The 19192-nt window shown below is 63.1% G+C and carries 6 protein-coding genes; all 6 read left to right on the forward strand.

The window, feature by feature from the left end; translation table 11 throughout:
* Positions 1-102: 102 nt before the first annotated feature.
* The 6 genes from ACZ899_RS05160 (at position 103) to ACZ899_RS05185 (ending at position 18855) form a co-directional block, all read left to right on the forward strand.
* On the forward strand, positions 103-1812 hold the full coding sequence (locus ACZ899_RS05160) for a ShlB/FhaC/HecB family hemolysin secretion/activation protein (protein ID WP_485627414.1): 1710 nt from the start codon (positions 103-105) through the stop codon (positions 1810-1812).
* Positions 1813-1835: 23 nt separating this feature from the next.
* The gene (locus ACZ899_RS05165) at positions 1836-16088 is read left to right on the forward strand and encodes a two-partner secretion domain-containing protein (RefSeq protein ID WP_234562920.1); all 14253 of its coding nucleotides are present in this window, start codon (positions 1836-1838) and stop codon (positions 16086-16088) included.
* Positions 16088-16366 carry a YrhB domain-containing protein gene (locus tag ACZ899_RS05170; RefSeq protein ID WP_234562921.1) on the forward strand — a complete coding sequence of 93 codons (279 nt, stop codon included), beginning with the start codon at positions 16088-16090 and terminating at the stop codon, positions 16364-16366. Before ACZ899_RS05165 ends, ACZ899_RS05170 begins: the two co-directional genes overlap by 1 nt.
* A 143-nt stretch (positions 16367-16509) precedes the next feature.
* Positions 16510-16890: a class I SAM-dependent methyltransferase gene (locus tag ACZ899_RS05175; protein WP_234562922.1), complete on the forward strand. Its 381-nt coding sequence runs from the start codon at positions 16510-16512 to the stop codon at positions 16888-16890.
* Complete coding sequence (locus tag ACZ899_RS05180) at positions 16887-17477, forward strand: hypothetical protein (protein WP_186716260.1); 591 nt, start codon at positions 16887-16889, stop codon at positions 17475-17477. The genes ACZ899_RS05175 and ACZ899_RS05180 overlap by 4 nt, the downstream gene beginning before the upstream one ends.
* 1057 nt (positions 17478-18534) lie before the next feature.
* Positions 18535-18855, forward strand: coding sequence for a hypothetical protein (locus tag ACZ899_RS05185; RefSeq protein ID WP_234562923.1), 321 nt, complete (start codon positions 18535-18537; stop codon positions 18853-18855).
* Positions 18856-19192: the final 337 nt, after the last annotated feature.

Here is a 19192-nt window from a genome sequence, read left to right on the forward strand (position 1 = left end):
ACGCAGAGCTGTGTTACAAAAAACTCAATGATGGCAAATTGACGCTAATATGATGTCAAAATAGTATGCCCGCCACTTTGCACTGTTCACCAGGGATTGGTCATGGCGGGACGTCTAGTTTCAGGGCGCAAAACGGCCCTCTGTGCGCTTGTCGGCCTGCTGTGCTGCCCTGCGGCCTGGGCCGTTTCACCCGGCGACCAGGACCTGATCCGCGACCGCCAGGACCGTCTGCTCGAAGAGCAGCAGCGCCGCCTCGAAGAGCTGCGCAACCTGCCCGGCAAGGCCGCCGAACCCGGTGAGTCGCAACCGGCGTCCGACAGCCGCTGCTTCACCATCCACACCATCGAGCTCAAGGGCGCCGACAGCCTGTCCGCCGCCGACCGCGACCGCCTGCTCAAGCCCTTTATCGACCAGTGCCTGGGTGTCACCCAGCTCAATGCCTTGCTCAAGGCCATCACCGACCATTACCTGGGTCGCGGCCTGGTCACCAGCCGCGCCTACCTGCCGCAGCAGGACCTGTCCTCGGGCCATCTGCAGGTACTGGTGGTGGAAGGGCGCCTGGAAGGGTTGCGCCCGGACCCGGCCAGCGGCCTGAGCGACCGTGAGCTGGCCATGGCCTTCCCCGGCGATATCGACCAGCGCCTGAACCTGCACGAGATCGAGCAGATGGTCGACCAGCTCAACCGCCTGCCGTCGAACAAGGCGCAGATGGAGCTGACCCCGGGCAAGGCCGTCGGCGGCAGCGAAGTGCTGGTGCGCAACACCCAGCAGAAACCCTGGCGCGCCTCGCTGTCGCGCAACAACGAAGGCCAGCGCAGCACCGGCGAGCAGATGCTCAACCTCGGTCTGGAATGGGACAGCCCGCTGGGCCTGGCCGACCAGCTGATGCTGCGCGGCGGCCACGACGTGGTCAGCGACCACACCCAGGGCTCGAAGAATGGCGTGCTGTTCTACAACCTGCCGTGGGGCTGGTGGAACTTCACCTACAGCTACAGCGAGAGCGAATACCGCTCCCTGGCCCAGGCCAACGGCTTTGCCTTCAAGCAGACCGGCGACAGCCAGAACCACCAGCTGCGCGCCGAGCGCGTGGTGCACCGCGACGCCACCAGCAAGACCTCGCTCAATGCCGGCATGGCCCACCTGCGCACCAACAACTACATCGAGGACAGCCGCCTGGCCGGCAGCAGCAACCGCCTGAGCGAGGCGCAGTTCGGCATCAACCATGGCCGGCGCCTGGGCAATGCCTTCGTCAACCTCGACCTGGGCACCCAGGAGGGCATCGGCGCCTTCGATGCCCAGGACAATGGCCATCCACGCCCGGGCCAGCCGGTGGCGCGCTACCGCAAGTACAGCGCCACGCTCAGCTACGTGCAGGGTTTCCAGCTCTTCGGCGAGCGCCTGAGCTTCAGCAGCCTGGCCACCGGCCAGCGCAGCGAGGACGTGCTGTTCAGCCCGCAGCGCATCAGCCTTGGCGGGCTGTCGTCGGTGCGCGGGCTGAAGGACCAGTCGTTGTCCGGCGACAGCGGTGGCTACTGGCGCAACGACCTGCGCTGGACCCGCCCGGTGAACTGGCCGCTGCTGCAGCCGCTGGTGGCCGAGTACGGTCTGGGCCTGGGCTACGACCTCGGTGTGATCCGCAACGATCGCTACAACGGCGAGTACCACGGCCGTGCCAGCAGCCATTCGCTGGAGTTGTTCGCCCGTGGCCAGCACATGGCCGCCAGCGTGACCTTCGCCCACAGCCTGGAACGCCCCGACGTGCTGACCGACAAGGAACGCCCGGTGTATTTCCGCCTGGATTTCTTCATCTGACCGCCTGATTCACGAGACCTGACATGGACGTTCGCCTGTTTGCCTTCCTGGCCCGCCAACGCTCGGCCGAAATTCAGCCCCGTGAGCGCTTTTGCGGGCTGCCCAAGCGTGGCCTGGCCTTCCTGCTGGCCAACGCCATGTTCTGGCAGCCGCTGTGGGCGCAGGCAGCCGAAGGCGTGGTGGTCAGCGGACCAGGCACCAGCCTCGGCCAGGCGGGCAACGGCGTGCCGATCATCAACATCGCCGCGCCCAACGGCAGCGGGCTGTCGCACAACCAGTTCAGTGACTACAACGTCGGCCAGCAGGGGCTGATCCTCAACAACGCCACCGAGCGCACCCAGGCCACCCAGCTGGGCGGGATCATCGTCGGCAACCCGAACCTGCAAGGGGCGGCGGCCAATGTCATCCTCAACGAAGTCAACGGCGCCAACGCCAGCCAGCTGCGCGGCTATACCGAAGTGGCCGGGCATGCGGCCAAGGTCATCGTCGCCAACCCCCACGGCATCACCTGCGATGGCTGCGGCTTCATCAACACGCCGCAAGTGACCCTGAGCACCGGCAAGCCGGTGCTCGATGGCCGTGGCGCGCTCAGCGGCTACCAAGTCGATGGCGGCAGCGTGGCCCTGGAGGGCGCGGGGCTCAATGCCGACAACGTCGAACGCTTCGACATCATCACCCGCTCGGCACGCCTGAACGCGCAGTTGCGCGCCCGTGAACTGAACGTCATCACCGGGCGCAACGATGTCGACGCCCAGACCCTGGCCACGACACCGCGCGCTGGCAACGCGGCCGATGCGCCGGCCCTGGCCATCGACTCCAGCGCCCTGGGTGGCATGTACGCCGGCGCCATTCGCCTGGTAGGTACCGAGGCGGGCGTCGGTGTGCGCCTGGCCGGGGACGTGGCGGCCAGTGGCGGCGATATCCGCCTGGACGCCAATGGTCAGCTGAGCCTGGCCCAGGCCAGCGCCAGTGGCGCTGTCAGGCTGCAGGCCGCCGGCGTCGACCTGCAAGGGCCGGTGCATGGCGCCAGCCAGGTCGAGGTGCGCAGCAGTGCCGACCTGACCTCTCGCCAGGCGATCACTGCCGGCAACCGAATCAGCGTCCAGGCCACAGGTACACTGGCCAACCAGGGCGTGATCGAGGCCGGCGTAAATGCCGATGGCAGCCGCAACGCCCAGGGTGACGTGAGCATCGCCAGCGGGCAGTTGCTCAACAGTGGCAAGAGCATTGTCGCCAGCCGCGACCTGGACCTAGCGGTACAAGGGCAGCTGGACAACCGCAGCGGTACCCTCAGTTCCGGGCAGGACAGCCGGATCACCAGCGCCGCCCTGGACAACAGCGCCCAGGGCAGGGTGCTGGCCGGACGCGACCAGACCGTGCAGGCGACACAGACCCTGGGCAACCAGAACGGCCTGATCAGCGCCGGCCAGGCCCAACGCATCACTGCGCAGACCCTGGACAACCGCGGCGGCGAGCTGTCGGCGCAGCAGCGCAACACGCTGGGCGCCAACCAGCTGGACAACCAAGGCGGCCGGCTGAGCGCCGGGCGGGCGCTGGACATCACCGTCGCCGGGCGCCTGGACAACCGCGCCGGCGCCCTGGCTGCCGGGCAGGACCTGCAACTGCAGGCCGCCAGCGTCGACAACCGCAATGCCGGGCGCATCGCCAGCGATGGCCAGGCCACGGCGCGCCTGGGCCAGCTCGACCAGCGCGGCGGGGGCCAGTTGCACGGCGCCAAGGCGCTGACCCTGGACATGGCGGACGGCCATCTGGACAACAGCGAGGGCGGCCTGCTCACCACCCCAGGCCAACTGACCCTGCAACGCCTGGGGACCGTCGACAACCGCGGCGGCGAGATCTCCGCCGGCCAGGCCTATGCGCTGGTGGCGCGGCAACTGGACAATACCTCCGGCAAGCTGCTCGGCGGCAATGACCTGCGGGTGCAGATTGCCGGGCAACTGGCCAACACCGCCGGCCTGATCGCCGGCCACCAGCTGACCCTGAGCGCCGCGACCCTGCTCAGCCAGGACGGCACCGTGCAGGCGCGCGGCGGCCTGCAAATGACAGTCGCCGGCCAGCTGGACAACAGCCGTGGCCGATTGCTGGCCGAGCAGGCCTTCGTGCTGCAGGCTGGCAGCCTGGTCAACCTGGAGGAGCAGATCGCCGGCAACGGCAGCCTGCTGCTGACCAGCACCGGGCTGGACAATCGCCAGGGGCGCATCAGTGCCGCCCAGGGCCTGACCCTGGATCTCTCTCGTGGCCACTGGAACAACGAGGGCGGCACGCTGCAGAGTCCGGGTGCCTTGCTGCTGCGCAACCTGGCCACCGTCGGCAACCGCCGGGGTGAGATCTCCAGCCAGCAGGGCTTCAGCCTGACTGCAGACAGCCTCGACAACCAGGACGGCAAGCTGCTTTCCGAGCAGGCGCTGACCTTGCGTGTCGTCCAGCTGCTGGACAACACCCGTGGCTTGGTCTCGGCCCAGGGCCTGGACCTGCAGGCGGGCAATCTGCTCAATACCGACGGCAAGCTGAAGGCGCGCGAGGCGTCCCGGCTGCGCCTGGACGGCGCGCTGGACAACCAGCGTGGCGAGATCAGCGCCGCCGACCTGACGTTGAGCGCGGGCAGCGTCGACAACCGTGCCGGGCGCCTGCAGGGTGACCGCCAGCTGACGGTTGCCAGCGTAGGGGCCATGGACAACCGCAGTGGTACCGTGGTGGCCGCCGAGCAGTTGCAACTGGACAGCGGTTCGCTGGCCAACGACCAAGGCCAGATCAGCAGCCAGGGCCAGGCAAAGGTCGGCACCGCGGGCCTGGTCAACGCCGGCGGGCAGATATACGCGGCACAGGGGCTCGAGTTGAGCGCCGGCCAGGTGGACAACACCGACGCCGGGCGTATCCACGCCGGCCAGTCGCTGGTCGCCCGTATCAAAGGCCTGCGCCAGGCCAACGGCGGTCAGCTGTTCAGCGGCGCGGACCTGCTCCTTGACCTGAACCACGGTCTGCTTGACAACCAGGGCGGCCTGATCAATGCGCCGGGCCAGCTCTTGTTGCAGCAATTGGTACGGGTCGATAACCGCGCCGGCGAGATATCCAGCGATCTGACCTACACGTTTGCCGCCGAGGCACTCGACAACCAGGATGGCAAGCTGCTCTCGAAGCAGTCGCTGACCCTGCGCATCGCCCAGGCGCTGGACAACGCCAAGGGGCGCATCTCCGGGCAGGTACTCGACTTCCAGGCGGCGAGCCTGGGTAACCAAGGCGGTGTCATCGAGGCCCGTGAGAGCTTGGCGCTGACGCTCGGCGGCAATCTGGACAATCGCCTGGGCCGTCTGGCCGCCCAGGGCGACATCGCCCTGCAAGCCCGTCAGCTGGACAATCGCGCCGGCGTGGTCAACGGCGGCCAGGCCGTCACCTTCACCGGCCAGCGCCTGGACAACAGCGACAAGGGCCTGCTCACCAGCAAGGGCCCGATACGCCTGACGGCCGACACCTTGGTCAACCGCCAGAAGGGCGTCGTGACCAGTGGCGACACGCTGACCCTCAAGGCCGGCGAGCTGGACAACAGCGAGCATGGCCGCATCGGCGCCCACGGCGCCTCGCTGGTCGACGTCGGGCGTCTCGACCAGCAGGGCGGCGGTAAGCTGACCAGCGACGGCGACCTGACCCTGGACCTTGCCGGCGGCCACCTGGACAGCCAGGGCGGACTGATCCGCAGCACCGGGCAGTTGCTGCTCAAACGCTTGAGCAGCGTTGACAACCGGGGTGGCGAAATCTCCAGTAGCCAGGCCTTCGAGCTGGCGGCGACCAGCCTGGACAACGGTGATGGCAGCGTGCGCAGTGACCAGGCACTGGTGGTGCGGGTCGCCGAGGTGCTGCGCAACGTCAATGGCCTGGTCAGCGGTAGTCGGGTCGAAGTCAGTGCGGCCAGCCTGGATAACCATGACGCCACGGTCAGTGGCGAGCATGGCCTGAGCGTAAAAGTGAGCGGCGCGCTGGCCACCGTCGGCGGTGAGCTGTCCAGTGGCGCGGTCACCCGTATCGAGGCCGGCAGCCTGGACAACCGTGACGGCGGCATCATCGGCGACCAGGCGGCCCTGCTCACCGTGCAGGGAGCGCTGGACAACCGCAACGGCACGCTGCTGTCACAGAAGGACCTGCAGGTGACCGCCGCCAGCCTGGACAACCGCGGCGGTGGCAGCCTGGCCAGCGATGGCCGGATCAAGGCGCAGGTCGGCGGCCTGCTCGACAACCAGGGCGGTGAACTGCGCGCCCTGGGCCTGATCGAACTGCTGCTCGGTCGCCTGGACAACCGCAGCGGGGTGGTGTCCGGCAAGGACTTGCTGACCCTGCGTAGCGCCAGCACCGACAACCACAAAGGCGTGTTGCACGCCGATCGCCAACTGCAACTGTTCGTCGATGCCCTGGACAACCGCAACGGTGTGCTGCGCAGCAGCGCCACCCTGGTGTTCAAAGGCCGGCACCTGGACAACCGCGAAGGCCTGCTCAGCGCCACTGCGGCGGTGGACCTGAAGGCCGACGAAGTGGACAACGGCAAGGGGCGCATCGCCAGCCGCGCCAACCTTGACGCTCGCATCGGCACCCTGCGCCAGCAGGGCGGCGAACTGGTCGCCGAGGGCAGCCTGAGCCTGCGCGGCACCGCCCTCGACAACCGCGTCGGTGGCGTGGTGGTTGGCAATGCCGGTGTCGACCTGCAGGTGGGCGACATCGATAACAAAGGCGGCCGGGTGGCCAGCCAGGCGCAGGTGCTGGTGCAGGCCGAGCAACTGGACAACAGCGAAGGCGGCCGGCTGATCGCCGACAACCGCCTGGCCCTGACCGTGGCGCGGCTGGTCAACCAGAACAAGGGCCTGGTCTCCGGTCGCGACGTCGAGCTGCGTGGCGCGCGCCTGGACAACCAAGGTGGCAGCCTGGGCGCCGGGCGCTCGCTGCTGGTTGTCCTGGAGGACCGTGGCCAGCCGCTGCGCGATGCCGTGATCGACAACCACAAAGGCCTGATCGACAGCAGTGGCAGCCTGACCTTCGAGGGCGTCACGCTGCTCAACCAGGGCGGCAAGGTCAGCAGCAAGGGCGACCTGAGCGTGACCAGCGCCACGGCGCTGGACAATCAGGGCGGTACCCTGGAGACCGACGGCCAACTGCAACTGAGCGCCGCCAGCCTGGACAACCGCAACAAGGGCCGTATCACCGCCGAAGGCAACAGCACGGTGCGCACCGGCGCCCTGGAGAACGGCCAGGGTGGCCTGCTCAGCAGCGGCCAGCGCCTGGACCTCGTCGCGACCACGGTGGGCAACCAGGCCGCCGGCAGCATCGCCGGGCGCCAGGTGCTGGCCAGCGTTTCCCGCCTCGACCAACAGGGCGGCGAACTGTTCAGCCTCGAGGATCTGAGCCTCGACCTCAACCATGGCCGGCTGGACAACAGCAATGGCCTGATCCGTGGCCCAGGCCAGTTGCTGCTGCGTAACCTCGGCGAAGTCATCAACCGTGGCGGCCAGATCAACAGCAACCAGGGCTACGAACTGGTTGCCGACAGCCTCGACAACAGCAGCGCCGGCAAGCTGCTTGGCAGCCAGGGCCTGACCCTGCGCATCGCCAGACAGCTGGACAACGTCGCCGGCATGATCAGCGCGCGCCACCTGCTGGTGCGCGCCAATGCCCTGAACAATGCCGAGGGCACGCTCAACAGCCTGAGCGATATCGACCTGAAAGTGCAGGGTCGCCTCGATAACCAGGCGGGCATTGTCTCGGCCGAGGCCCGCTTGCTGCTCGAGGCGGCCAATGTGCTCAACGGCAAGGGCAAGCTGTCGGCCAGGACCGACCTGCGCGCGCAACTGGGTGAACTGGACAACCAGGCCGGCACAGTTGAGGCCAGCGGCGTGCTGGACCTGACCGCCGATAAAGTCGACAACCGCGCCAAGGGCCTGCTGGCCGCCACCGGCCTGCTCGACGTCAAGGCCGCCAGCCTGGACAACCGCAACGGCGAAATCTCCGGCCAGGGCGCCGTTCATCTCGCAGGCCAGACCCTGGACAACGGCGACGGTGGCCTGGTCAAGTCCAAGGGGGCACTGACGGTCGAGCACCAGACGCTGCTCAACCGCCTTGGCCTGATTGCCAGCGAAGACCGGCTCGCCCTGCGTGGGGTGCGCCTGGACAACGCCCAGGGCGAGATACGCGCCGAGAAAGGTATCGATGCTCAACTGAGCGCCGCGCTGAACAACGACAAGGGCACGATTGCCAGCGAGGGCGCGCTGTCGATGGCGGCTGCCAGCATCAGCAATGCCGGTGGCGAAGTGTCCAGCGCCGGCGATCTCGTCGTGTCCAGCCAGGGCGCGTTGAGCAACTTGGGCGGCAAGCTGCTGGGCGATGGCAAGATCACCTTGAGCGGCACGCACCTGGACAACGGCCAGGCGGGCCTGGTCAGTGCCAAGGGCGACCTGCGCATCACCAGTGACAGCCTCGACAGCAAGGACGGCGCGCGGCTGACCAGCGCCGGTTTGCTGCGAATCGACACCGGCCTGCTGGACAACAGCGGCGGACGCATCACCGCCCGGCAGGCGCTGGTCGCCAACGTCAACGGCCTGCGCCAGCACGGCGGTACCCTGTACTCCGACGCGGGTGTGGAGCTGGACCTGAACCATGGTCAGCTCGACAACCAGGGCGGCCTGATCAATACCCCCGGCCAGTTGCTGCTCAAGCGCCTTGCCGAGGTCGACAACCGCGGCGGCGAGATCTCCAGCGCCAAGGCCTTCGCCCTGGCCGCCACGACCCTGGACAACAGCAACGGCAAGCTGCTCGGCCAGCAAGGCCTGACCCTGGTGGTCGAACGCGCCCTGACCAGCGTCAAGGGCCAGATCGCCGCCGCCAGCCTGTCGGTCCAGGCGCAGCGCCTGGACAACAGCGGCGGGGCAGTGACCAGCCGTGGCGACCTGACCCTGGATATCGACGGTCAGTTGATCAACCGCGAGGGCGGGCAGATCAGCGCCAGCCGGCAGTTGAACGTTACCAGCAAAGGCCTGGACAACCAGGGCGGCAAGCTGCTCGCCGCCTCGCACCTGGCGCTGACCAGCGCCGGGACGCTGGACAATGGCGGCAACGGGCTGATCAACAGCCTCGACAGCCTGACCTTGGGCGCGGCTGCCTTGCGCAATGCCGGCGGTGAAATCTCCGCCAAGGGCGCCGCGCTGGTGAGCGCGGACAGCTTGAGCCAACAGGGCGGTCGTCTGCTCGGTGAGCGCAGCCTGGCGCTGCTGCTGGGCATCGCCGGCGGCGACGTGGACAACCGCGCTGGCCTGATCCACACCAAGGGCCAGCTGACCCTGAGCAACCTACGCGACCTCGACAACCGTCAGGGCGAGATCTCCAGTCCGTTGGGCTTCAGCCTCGCCGCGCGCACGCTGGACAACAGCAATGGCCGGCTGATCAGCAGCCAACAGTTGACCCTGGGCGCCACTTCCTTGATCAACCAGGGCGGCCTGGTCTCCGGCTGGCAGGGCCTGGCCGTCAATGCCGCGAGCCTGGACAACCGCAACAACGGCACGTTGTCCAGCCGCGACGGCGACCTGGGTATCACCCTGGCCGGAGCGCTGGACAACAGTGCCGGGGGGGCACTGGTCAGCCTGGGCCAGCTACGCATCAAGGCTGCTGGCCTGGACAACCGTGGCGGTTACCTCGCCAGCACCGGCGCCCAGCAGCTCGACCTGCGCGGCGGCAGCCTGGACAACAGCCAGGGCGGGCGCGTGGACGCCGGTGCCGCGTTCAGCCTGCAAGCCAATGCGCTGAACAACCGCGGCGGCACCCTGGTCGGCTTGAACACGCTGACCCTCGACCTTGCCAGCCAGCTCGACAATGCCCAGGGCACGCTGCTGGCCAGCAGCGGCCTGCAGATTCGCGGCAGCGCGGCCATCACCAACCAGGGCGGCAGCCTGGTCAGCCGGACCTACCTCGACCTCAACGGCGCCAGCCTCGACAACAGCGACAAAGGTACCCTGGCCGCCAACCAGGCGCTGGGCCTGAACCTGACCGGCGCACTGCACAACGACCGCGACGGCCTGCTCTACAGCCAGGCCGGCGCCATCAACCTGAAAGCCGCCAGCCTGAGCAACCAGGCGGGCATCGTGCAGGCCAAGGGCGCCATCGACGTCACCAGCGGCGCTGTCGACAACCAGGGCGGCAAGCTGATCGCCCAGGACGGCAACCTGCTGCTCAAGGCGGCCAGCGTCGACAACCGTGGCGGCATCATCGCCAGCCTGCAGGGGCTGCTCGATGCCCAGGTCGGTGGGCTGCTGCGCAACGGCCAGGGCGGCACGCTGCAGGCGCGCCAGCTCAAGCTGATCGCCTTGGGCGGCCTGGACAACAGCGGCGGCCGCCTGGCCGCGCAAGCCGGCACGCTGCAAATCCATACCGGCAACCTGAACAACCGCGGTGGCGGCCTGTACGCCCTGGGCCAGGTCAACATCGACGCCGCCGACCTGGACAACGGCGCCGGTGGTCAACTGGCCGGCCAGGCGCTGGACTTCATCCTGCGTGGCGCCTTCGACAACGTCGGCGGCATCGTCGAGAGCGATACCCGCATTGGCCTCAGCGCCGTCAGCCTGAACAACCAGGGCGGCCAGTTGCGCAGCCTGGGCAGCGCCGGCACCACCACGCTGCAACTGGCTGGCGTGCTGGACAACCGCAATGGCGTGCTGGAAGTCGCCAGCCAGGACTTCACCCTTCAGGCCGCCAGTTTCCTCAACGGTAGCGGCCGCCTGCTGCATGGCGGGGCAGGGGAGTTGCAGATCGGCATGGCCAACCTGGGCAATGCCGGCGGCGACATCGTCACCCTGGGCGGCCTGACCCTGAACGCCGCCAGCTGGACCAACAGCAGCGCGGTCCAGGCCGGGCGCCTGACCGTCAACGTGGGTGAACTGAACTTGACCGGCAGCGGCCAGTTGCTGGCCAGCACCAGCCTGGTGGGCCGCGGCGGCAACTGGACCAACAACGGCCTGATTGCCAGCAACGGCACGCTCGACCTGGCCCTGAGCGGCCAGTACGCCGGCAGCGGGCAGGCCACCAGCTTGGGCAACCTCAACCTCAGCGCCGCCGGCGTGCAGGTACTGGGCGGCGGGCGCATTGCCGGTGCCGGCGATGTACAGGTCAGCAGTGGCGGCGCCTTCATCAACCAGGGGCGGATCACCTCGGGTCGCGACATGACCCTGAATGCCGGCAGTTTCGGCAACAGCGGCACCGTGGGCAGCGCCGGCAAGCTCGACCTGGTCAGCCAGGTACTGCGCAACGAAGGCAGCGCCGCTGGCCAGAGCCTGATTTCCAGCGGCGGCGACATGCGTCTGCTGACCGGCAGCTTCACCAACCGCTTCGCCACCGTATACAGCCTCGGCGGCCTGATGGTGGCTGCCAATGCCGCGCAGGGGCGGGCCAGCCTGATCGAGAACGTTTCCGCCACGCTGCAGAGTGACGGGGCGATGGGATTGTATGCCGATACCTTCAGCAACAAGCGTGACAACTTCGCGGTCAACGAGCGGCTGATCTCCGGGACCATCAAGTACCAGTGTCTGAACTGCAAGGGTCGATACTACGACCTCTACTATTACGTGAGCGAGGAGATCGAGCGCATTACCACAGGCGATTCGCCTGCGGCATCGATCAGTACCGGCGGCGCGCTGAGCGTGCAGGCCGGGGCATTCGAGAACAAGCACAGTTCGATCAGCGCGGCAACGTCGATCAACATCGCTGCGGATACGTTCAACAACGAGGGCGCCTCGACCGAGAGTCTGATCCGTACACGCCAGTTCCGTAACCCGAACGACAGTGAGCGAAGCGGGGTCTGGAGGGGGTTGGTTGGTACCGGTGGAGCGGTCGCCGAATACGCCAAGTACAACTCCAAGACCAAGTTCGAATACATCTACAAGCGTCGTGGCCGGGAGGATGTCGCTAAAGAGACCCTCGGCATGGGGGAGCAGGATACAGGCCAGGCCAACCCCTACTACCGGCCCAATTCCGGTTACGCCTTGCCTGCGCAGCTGCTGGCCTATGAAGAGGTATCGAAGACTGAAACCCAGATCAACACCGGCGTTGCCGCCGGTGCGGTGATCCAGGCGGGAGGTCTGGTGTCGATTACGGCCACCAAGACCCTGAACAATGGCGTGACTCGCAGCAACACCGGTTATTCCAGCCTGGCACTCAATGGCGTCGACACCCAGGCCGCCAGCCAGGTCAGGAACAATGTCGTCAAGATCAACGCACAGTTGCCGCCTGATCTTGCCCAGCGCCAGGTCAACCCGCTGACCTTGCCCGGCTTCACTCTGCCCACCGGTGGTACCGGCCTGTTCCGCCTGAGCGCCGATGCCGCCAGCCAGGCCGGTGCCAGCACCGCCGCGCCGGCGCCGAGCAACTGGACCCTGGGCGGCGCCAGCATCGACCTGGCCCAGCGCCAGCAACTGTTGCCGGTGGTCCAGGGGCGCACGGTGGACATCGCCGCGATCACCGCCATCCAGGGCACCGAGCGCCAGCTCGCGGCCAACCAGCGCCAGGGCCTTGGCCTGGACAACCGGGCCGATGTGGCCAGTGTCGCGGCGGTGGGCCAGGCCCAGGGCCCGGACAACCTGCCGAGCCGCACCCAGATCGGCGCCGGCACCCCGCTGGAGCAGACCCAGGTCAGCGGCCCCGGCCTGGCCGCGCTGGACATCAGCCGCCCCAGCGGCGGCAGCTCCGCCGTTCCGCTCGAACGCAACACCGCCACCCCGATCGTCCAGCCAGGCACCGCGCCGGCGCCGCAGGACGTGCGCATGGCTGCGGCGCAGACGGTGTCCAGCGCCGCCACGGCGGTCAGTCCGCAGACCATCGCCCGGGTCCAGGGCCTGCCAGCCAACAGCCGCGCGCCGCAGCCGCACAAGTACCTGGTCGAGACTGACCCGGTGCTCACCGATCTCAAGCAGTTCATGAGTTCGGACTACCTGCTCGGCAACCTCGGCTACGACCCGGACCAGAGCTGGAAACGCCTGGGCGATGGGTATTACGAGCAGCAACTGATCCAGCAGGCGGTGACCGCCCGCACCGGCAAGCGTTTCATCGATGGCCAGACCTCCGACGAGGCACTGTATCGCCACCTGATGGACAACGCCGTGGCCAGCCGCGAGCAGTTGGGTCTGTCGCTGGGCGTCACCCTGACCTCCGCCCAGGTGGCGGCGCTCACCAAGGACATCGTCTGGCTCGAAAAGCATGAAGTGAAGGGCGAGCAGGTACTGGTGCCGGTGCTCTACCTGGCCCATGCCAATGATCGACTGGCGCCGACCGGGGCGCTGATCGAAGGCAAGGACATCAACCTAGTCGCCGGCGAAAGCCTGAGGAACAGCGGTACCCTGCGCGCCAGCAACAACCTGTCGGCGATCGCCGGCAAGGATCTGGTCAATACCGGCTTGATCCAGGCCGGTGGCCGGGTCGACTTGCTGGCAGGCGACACCTTGTTCAACGGTGCTGGCGGCATCATCAGCGGGCGCGATGTTGCCCTCAACACGATGTTTGGCGACCTGATCAACGAGCGCACCCAGACGATGTTGGGTGGCATGTTCGTTACCGAAGGGCGTCTCGACAACGCCGCGCGGATCGAGGCCGGCAATGACCTGTCACTGGGCATCGGCCGCGATTTCCTGAACGTGGGTGGAGTGCTCCAGGCCGGCCGCGACGTGGACGTGCGCACCGGTCGCGACCTGCTGATCGGCTCGGCCGAGCAGACCTACAGCTACCAGAACGGCCATAACAACCGCAGCAGCTCGGTGCAGCAGTTCGGCTCGCAGATCAGTGCCGGGCGCGATATCGGCATGAAGGCCGGGAATGACTTCGCTGCCATCGGCAGCGAGCTGGATGCCAAGCGCAACATCGCCATCAGCGCCGTCAACGACATGACCCTGTCCTCGGCGGCCAATGAGGAACACTTCTACTCCAAGACCAAGAAAGTCACCCGCCAGGAGGACCATGTCCGCCAGGTCGGCACCCGCGTCAATGCCGCAGGCGACATTTCGCTGAGCGCTGGCGAGGACCTCAAGCTGATCTCCAGTCGCGTCAGCGCCGGCGACGAGGCCTACCTCTATGCCGGCGACCAGCTGGAACTGCTGGCCGAGACCGACAGCGACTACTCGCTGTACGACAAGAAGAGCAAGGGCAGCTGGGGCAAGAAGAAGACCCGCCGCGATGAAGTCACCGACGTGCGCCATGTCGGCAGCGAGATCAGCACCGGTGGTGACCTCACCCTGGAAAGTGGCGGCGACCAGCGTTACCAGGTGGCCAAGCTCACCAGCGGCGACGACCTGACCCTGGACAGCGGGGGTGACATCACCTTCGAAGGGGTCAAGGACCTGCACGACGAGAGCCACGAGAAGAGCAAGTCCAACGCCGGCTGGTTCAGTATGAAGGGCAAGGGACGTACCGACGAAACCTTGCGTCAGAGCGAACTGGTGGCCACAGGCGATGTGATGATCAAGGCCGTGGGCAATATCCGCGCCGATGTTCGCCAGGTCAATCAACAGACGGTGCACGAGTCCATCGATGCAATGGTCAAGGCCGATCCCAAGCTGGCCTGGCTAAAGGACCTGGAAGCGCAAGGCGGCGTTGACTGGCGTCAGGTCCAGGAGGTGCACACCAGCTTCAAGTACGCCAACTCCGGATTGGGTCCAGCGGCGCAATTGGCAATTGCGATCCTGATGGCTGCGGTCATGGGGCCGGTCGGATTCGGTCTGACGGGCGCCCCCTTGGCAGGAGCCACCAGCCTGGCCACGACCGGCGCGGTCAGCACCATCAACAACAAAGGTGATCTGGGCGCGGCGCTCAAGGAAACCTTGAGCAAGGAGAGCCTGAAGAGCGCGGCGACGGCCATGGCGGTCGCAGGGGCGCTGCAGTACGCCGATCAAAACTGGTTCAAGGCCAGTGATGCAGCCAACAAAGGTGCTGTCAGCATCGAGGGTGGCAAGGCGTTGCCAGCGACTTCCACAACCGACAATGTCCTGACGTGGAGCAATGCATCCGATGTCGCGCTCCGCGCCGGTGGCCGGGCGGTAATCAGTAGCAGCATTTCCACGGCCATCAATGGCGGCAGCCTCAAGGACAACCTGCTCGCTTCACTTGCCGGCGAGGCCAGCACGGTGGCCATGGCCACTGGCTTCAAGTGGGTGGGCGACCAGACGCTCAGCTTCGAGAGCGGTAGTTTGCCTAAGGTCATCTCCCACGCCATCGTGGGCGGTCTGATTGCCGAAGCAACTGGCGGCGACTTCAAGACCGGAGCGGCCGCCGCGGGGCTCAACGAGGCGATGGTCAATGCGCTGTCGTCGGCTGCGCAGGGCAATGAACCCTTGCATTTGATGTTGTCGCAACTGACCGGCCTGGTGGCGGCGGCGGCGGTGAACGGCGAGCTGGACAAAGGCGTGCAGATCGCGCAGTCGGCCACCCAGTACAACCATGACTTGCATCGCAAGAATGGTGAGGCCTATGCCAAGGGCATCCTGAACGCATGCGCTCAGGTGCCTACCGCTTGCCCTGAGGGTAGCGGCAAGGTGAGTCAGCAGGAGCTTGTGGATGCCCTCGAATCGATGGCACAACACGGCAAGGGGGTGGATAAGCTCAACCCACTGGCCGTGGAATTGGTCGATACCTTCATAGAAAGGTTCCCGGACAAGGATTCGTTGTTCACGCCAACGGCATCGGAAGCTGAGCGGCTGGATACGCTCGAGAAGGCTGAGCTGGCTGGCCTGGTGCTTTCGGGTGCAGGGCTTGTGCGTGGGGTGGCGCGGAGTGGTAGAGGGTTTGTCGAGTCTATAAAATCCTGGTTTGGCGCGAGCGGTGCAAAAGGAACGGGTGGCGCGGTCGAAGAAACGGCTGGCTCGATTAAGAATGTCAATCCAGGCTTTCCTGAAGCTGGTCGAACTCATAACTGCGTGAATTGTTCAATTGCGACTGATGCAACTCTGGCTGGAAATCCAGCTTCGGCGCTTCCGATAAAATCAACAGATGGCGTTTCAATTACAGTGCTGGAAAAGCAGTTTGGTACAAGATTTGTATCGGTCTCATCTGCGGATAATATTTCTCAGAAAATGATTGGTATTGGCTCAGGTGCGCGAGGTATTGTGTATGGGTCGTATGGACCTGGTCAGCCTGGACATGTGTTCAATGTCGTAAACCAGAATGGTACTATCAGATTCTTAGATGGGCAGACAGGCAAGGTTGCTGATCTCAGTAAGTTCACATCGTTTAAGTTTTTGAGGACCAACTAGTGATAAGTTTTGAAGAGTCCCTGGATATGGTTGTTAATCATTTGAGTAAGTCTCCAATGCCGCTGGTTATAACATATTCTGAAGGGTTTCCTGATGGGTGGCTATTTTGCTTCAACTCTAAACAGTATGTTGAGACAGGTGATTTTTCATTTCAACTGGTTGGGAATGGGCCGATTTTTGTTGATAAAGATACCGGCGAACTGCATTTTTTTGGTACGGCATTGCCGCCAAAGGAGTATGTGGAAGAGTACTCTCTGAGGAAGCGTGATAAGAAATAATATAGGTAATTGCTGCAAAAGGGGGCTGAGCGGAAAAGGCGGAAAAGGAGGCGGAAAAGGGGGTAAAAGAAGCAGGTGGGGTAACGAAGCCCACGATTGAACTGTTTGGAGGGAAGAATGCTCAAACGCCAGGAGCAATTAATATGGATATAAGCGCTGGTATTCAGTCCGGTGTGCGTGCCGATGCAAGAAATTTACCTCTCAAAGACAACTCGGTTGGCGAAATTGTCGCCAGCAATCCATTCATACCGAAAAGTGAAGGCGGTACCTTCTCTATGATGGTTTATTTGCCTGAGGCGACGAGGGTAGTTCAACCGGGTGGCAGGATTTTTATAAATTCAAATGCTGCGAACCCCTATGGAAAGCTGCCCAGTGTGGCTGATCTTCAGTCTTTAGGATTGCGAGTCGTCCAAGAGGGTGCTCTAGATGCTCGGTTTGAAGGGCAAACATTCTTGCGAACAGATGGCAGTGTCATTACAAATCTAGATAGCATGAAAACTATCGTTTTAGAGAAAATGAAATGATAATTTCAGTTGAATTCAATTCTCTGGTTACATTTGATTGCACGTATGGAGAATGCGTGGTCAATGGAGGGGAAGTTCGAATTTTTGTCGAGAAAGGACTGGTTCTTAAAAAGTCAAAGCTGATAAAGGATGCATTAGGTGCCAAGGTCGTTGAGTGCGAAGGTGACGATTGCTCTAAGGTTGAGCGTGCTTTTCCAGTCCACTATATATATGACCCCGTTAGAGATGTTGAGTACATTGAATGGAAGCTCGAGGGGGAGTTGTTGAGTGCTCGTGCGAGGGATGGGGAGTGGCTCAAGTATAAAAGTAAAAGTGAAAGCTTATATGCGATGCACGAGTACGTGGGAGGATGCTGGTTCGTGTTTTCGGGTGTTAGTTTTTCTAGGCAAGTAGTGTATGAGTATGCTTCGGACAAAAAAACATCTACTGGCAATGAGTTTGTGCAAGAGTTTAGATGCAAGGCCATGGCCGATAAACCGATGGGTGAGTACCTTCTTGAGGGGGTGATTGTCGCTTTGCCTGGACCTGGATGGATGTCTTTGGAGGTTCATGCTAATGAATTTCACATAGAGATTCCTGATAGTTGATCCTCCTTCAGCTGGTGTATGGTCAAGGCGACGTCTTGTGCTTAAGGCTTTGGCGAGGACGTCGAACGCTGGACGCGACACGCGTTGAAATTTAAGCATGGGGTATTATGCTGTCCGCTTTTTAGGTCGAGTGTTGTAGGCAAGGTTGCGATGGCAGATTTTGCGAGTATCTAATATATTTCAAAGGCATTGAGGTGCTGGGTTTATGTCTTCCGATCTCCTTTCTGACAGGTATGCGGCTCGTTTCGGCTTGCCAAATATGAGTTGTGTCGAGCTTGAGGGTTTTGTTCAGGTTCTTGAGCGGGTGGCAGTGAAGAATAAAGGGTTCTTTATATTTAAGGTGGACGGTGAGCGAGGGGGTAATATTTATACTTTTGTTTTAAATGTGTCGACGACCAAGGGTGTTGTAATAAGAAAGGATGCATGCAGTATACGGGAGGGTATGGTTTTTTTGTTTTGCGAGCTTGAGCGGGCTGGCATATATCCATAGTCTGAGCGCAGGGTTTAAGGTGTGATTTTTAAGTAGGGTGGAAAAGGATTTCCCATGATACGCGGCATACTGTTTTTGTTGGCCTGCTTAATCGCTGGCTGCTCCGGCTTCGATTCTGTCCCCTGTCTTGAACCGACTCTGCCTGCCGACATGGCGTCGGTACGTGTAACCACCAATACCGATGTGTATGGCGACTCCCCCGCAGGTTCGTGGGTGCCCAAGGTAAGGCACCTGATGGCCATGGCGGGCCGTGGGTTCGATGGAGCAGAAAAGTGAGAAAAGGGGACGAGAAAAGGGGACAGATTTATTTTTTCTACTCTAATTTCTGCCTTTGCATGGCCAAGAAGGCGACGAAGCTTGATGCTGAAGATATTAGTGAGGACGTCTAGCGCTGGAAGCGGGGCAAGTCGAAATTTAGAGTGTGAAAAATAAATCTGCCCCCTTTTTCATTGGTCTAAAGGATTTGTCGAGTAAGCTTAGCGCCCAGGCTGGGCGTGAAGTTAATTTCATGATTTATGACTCTGCGGCAGCGGCCTTGAGTCGTGCGCCGAGTGTGAGCTTGCCAAAATGACTGTTGCGTATGATCTATATGGTGCGAAAGACCTAGGTCTTCTCTCGGCAAAAGTTAATGTAGAACGAACCTTGGGGGAAGCTTTAGAGGAAAGAGATAGCTCTTATCAGGGGGGTGTTTATTATATGTTGGGTGGGGGTGATGCAGAGAATTTTGTTCTAAAGCTGAATATTGATCCTTTTGATGGTGATGCGGTAGAGCAAAATTATCCGGATTATACGGTCCTGCTTTATATTAATGCTACGGATCGCTCATTTGCTTTGGAGAGAATCATGAGGCAGGCGGGGTTTAAGCTGCTTAGGCATGAAGTGTTTTGAGGTGCTAATTCTTAGTCGGTGAAAGATAACTGGGGTAGTCCTGTGGTTTTAAATGTTGAAACAGTGGTTGGGGCGATTCATGCCGCTTTCTGGAAATAACGATTTATTGTCGAGAATTCTTGATGGGGTGCTGCCAAGCTTTGTGCTAAACAGGGTGCTAGAGGAAAATCCAAGCTTGGATAAATATGATTTGGCTGGTATTTTTCTTGAGGGGTGTGATCGCCTGGATAGTAAAGTTCTTCCGATTTTCTGGAATTGGAAGAGTGTCAGGTCAATGAGGGGTGTGTCTGATGAGATGTTTGATGAGATGTTGCTTTCGCACATGAGACTTGCGGGG

Source organism: Pseudomonas sp. TE31087 (genome assembly GCF_057284075.1).

Bases quoted from the DNA above. Each gene is read 5' to 3' on its own strand.
- ACZ899_RS05160 (WP_485627414.1), top strand. From the start codon at position 103: ATGGCGGGACGTCTAGTTTCAGGGCGCAAAACGGCCCTCTGTGCGCTT.
- ACZ899_RS05165 (WP_234562920.1), top strand. From the start codon at position 1,836: ATGGACGTTCGCCTGTTTGCCTTCCTGGCCCGCCAACGCTCGGCCGAA.
- ACZ899_RS05175 (WP_234562922.1), top strand. From the start codon at position 16,510: ATGGATATAAGCGCTGGTATTCAGTCCGGTGTGCGTGCCGATGCAAGA.
- ACZ899_RS05180 (WP_186716260.1), top strand. From the start codon at position 16,887: ATGATAATTTCAGTTGAATTCAATTCTCTGGTTACATTTGATTGCACG.
- ACZ899_RS05185 (WP_234562923.1), top strand. From the start codon at position 18,535: ATGACTGTTGCGTATGATCTATATGGTGCGAAAGACCTAGGTCTTCTC.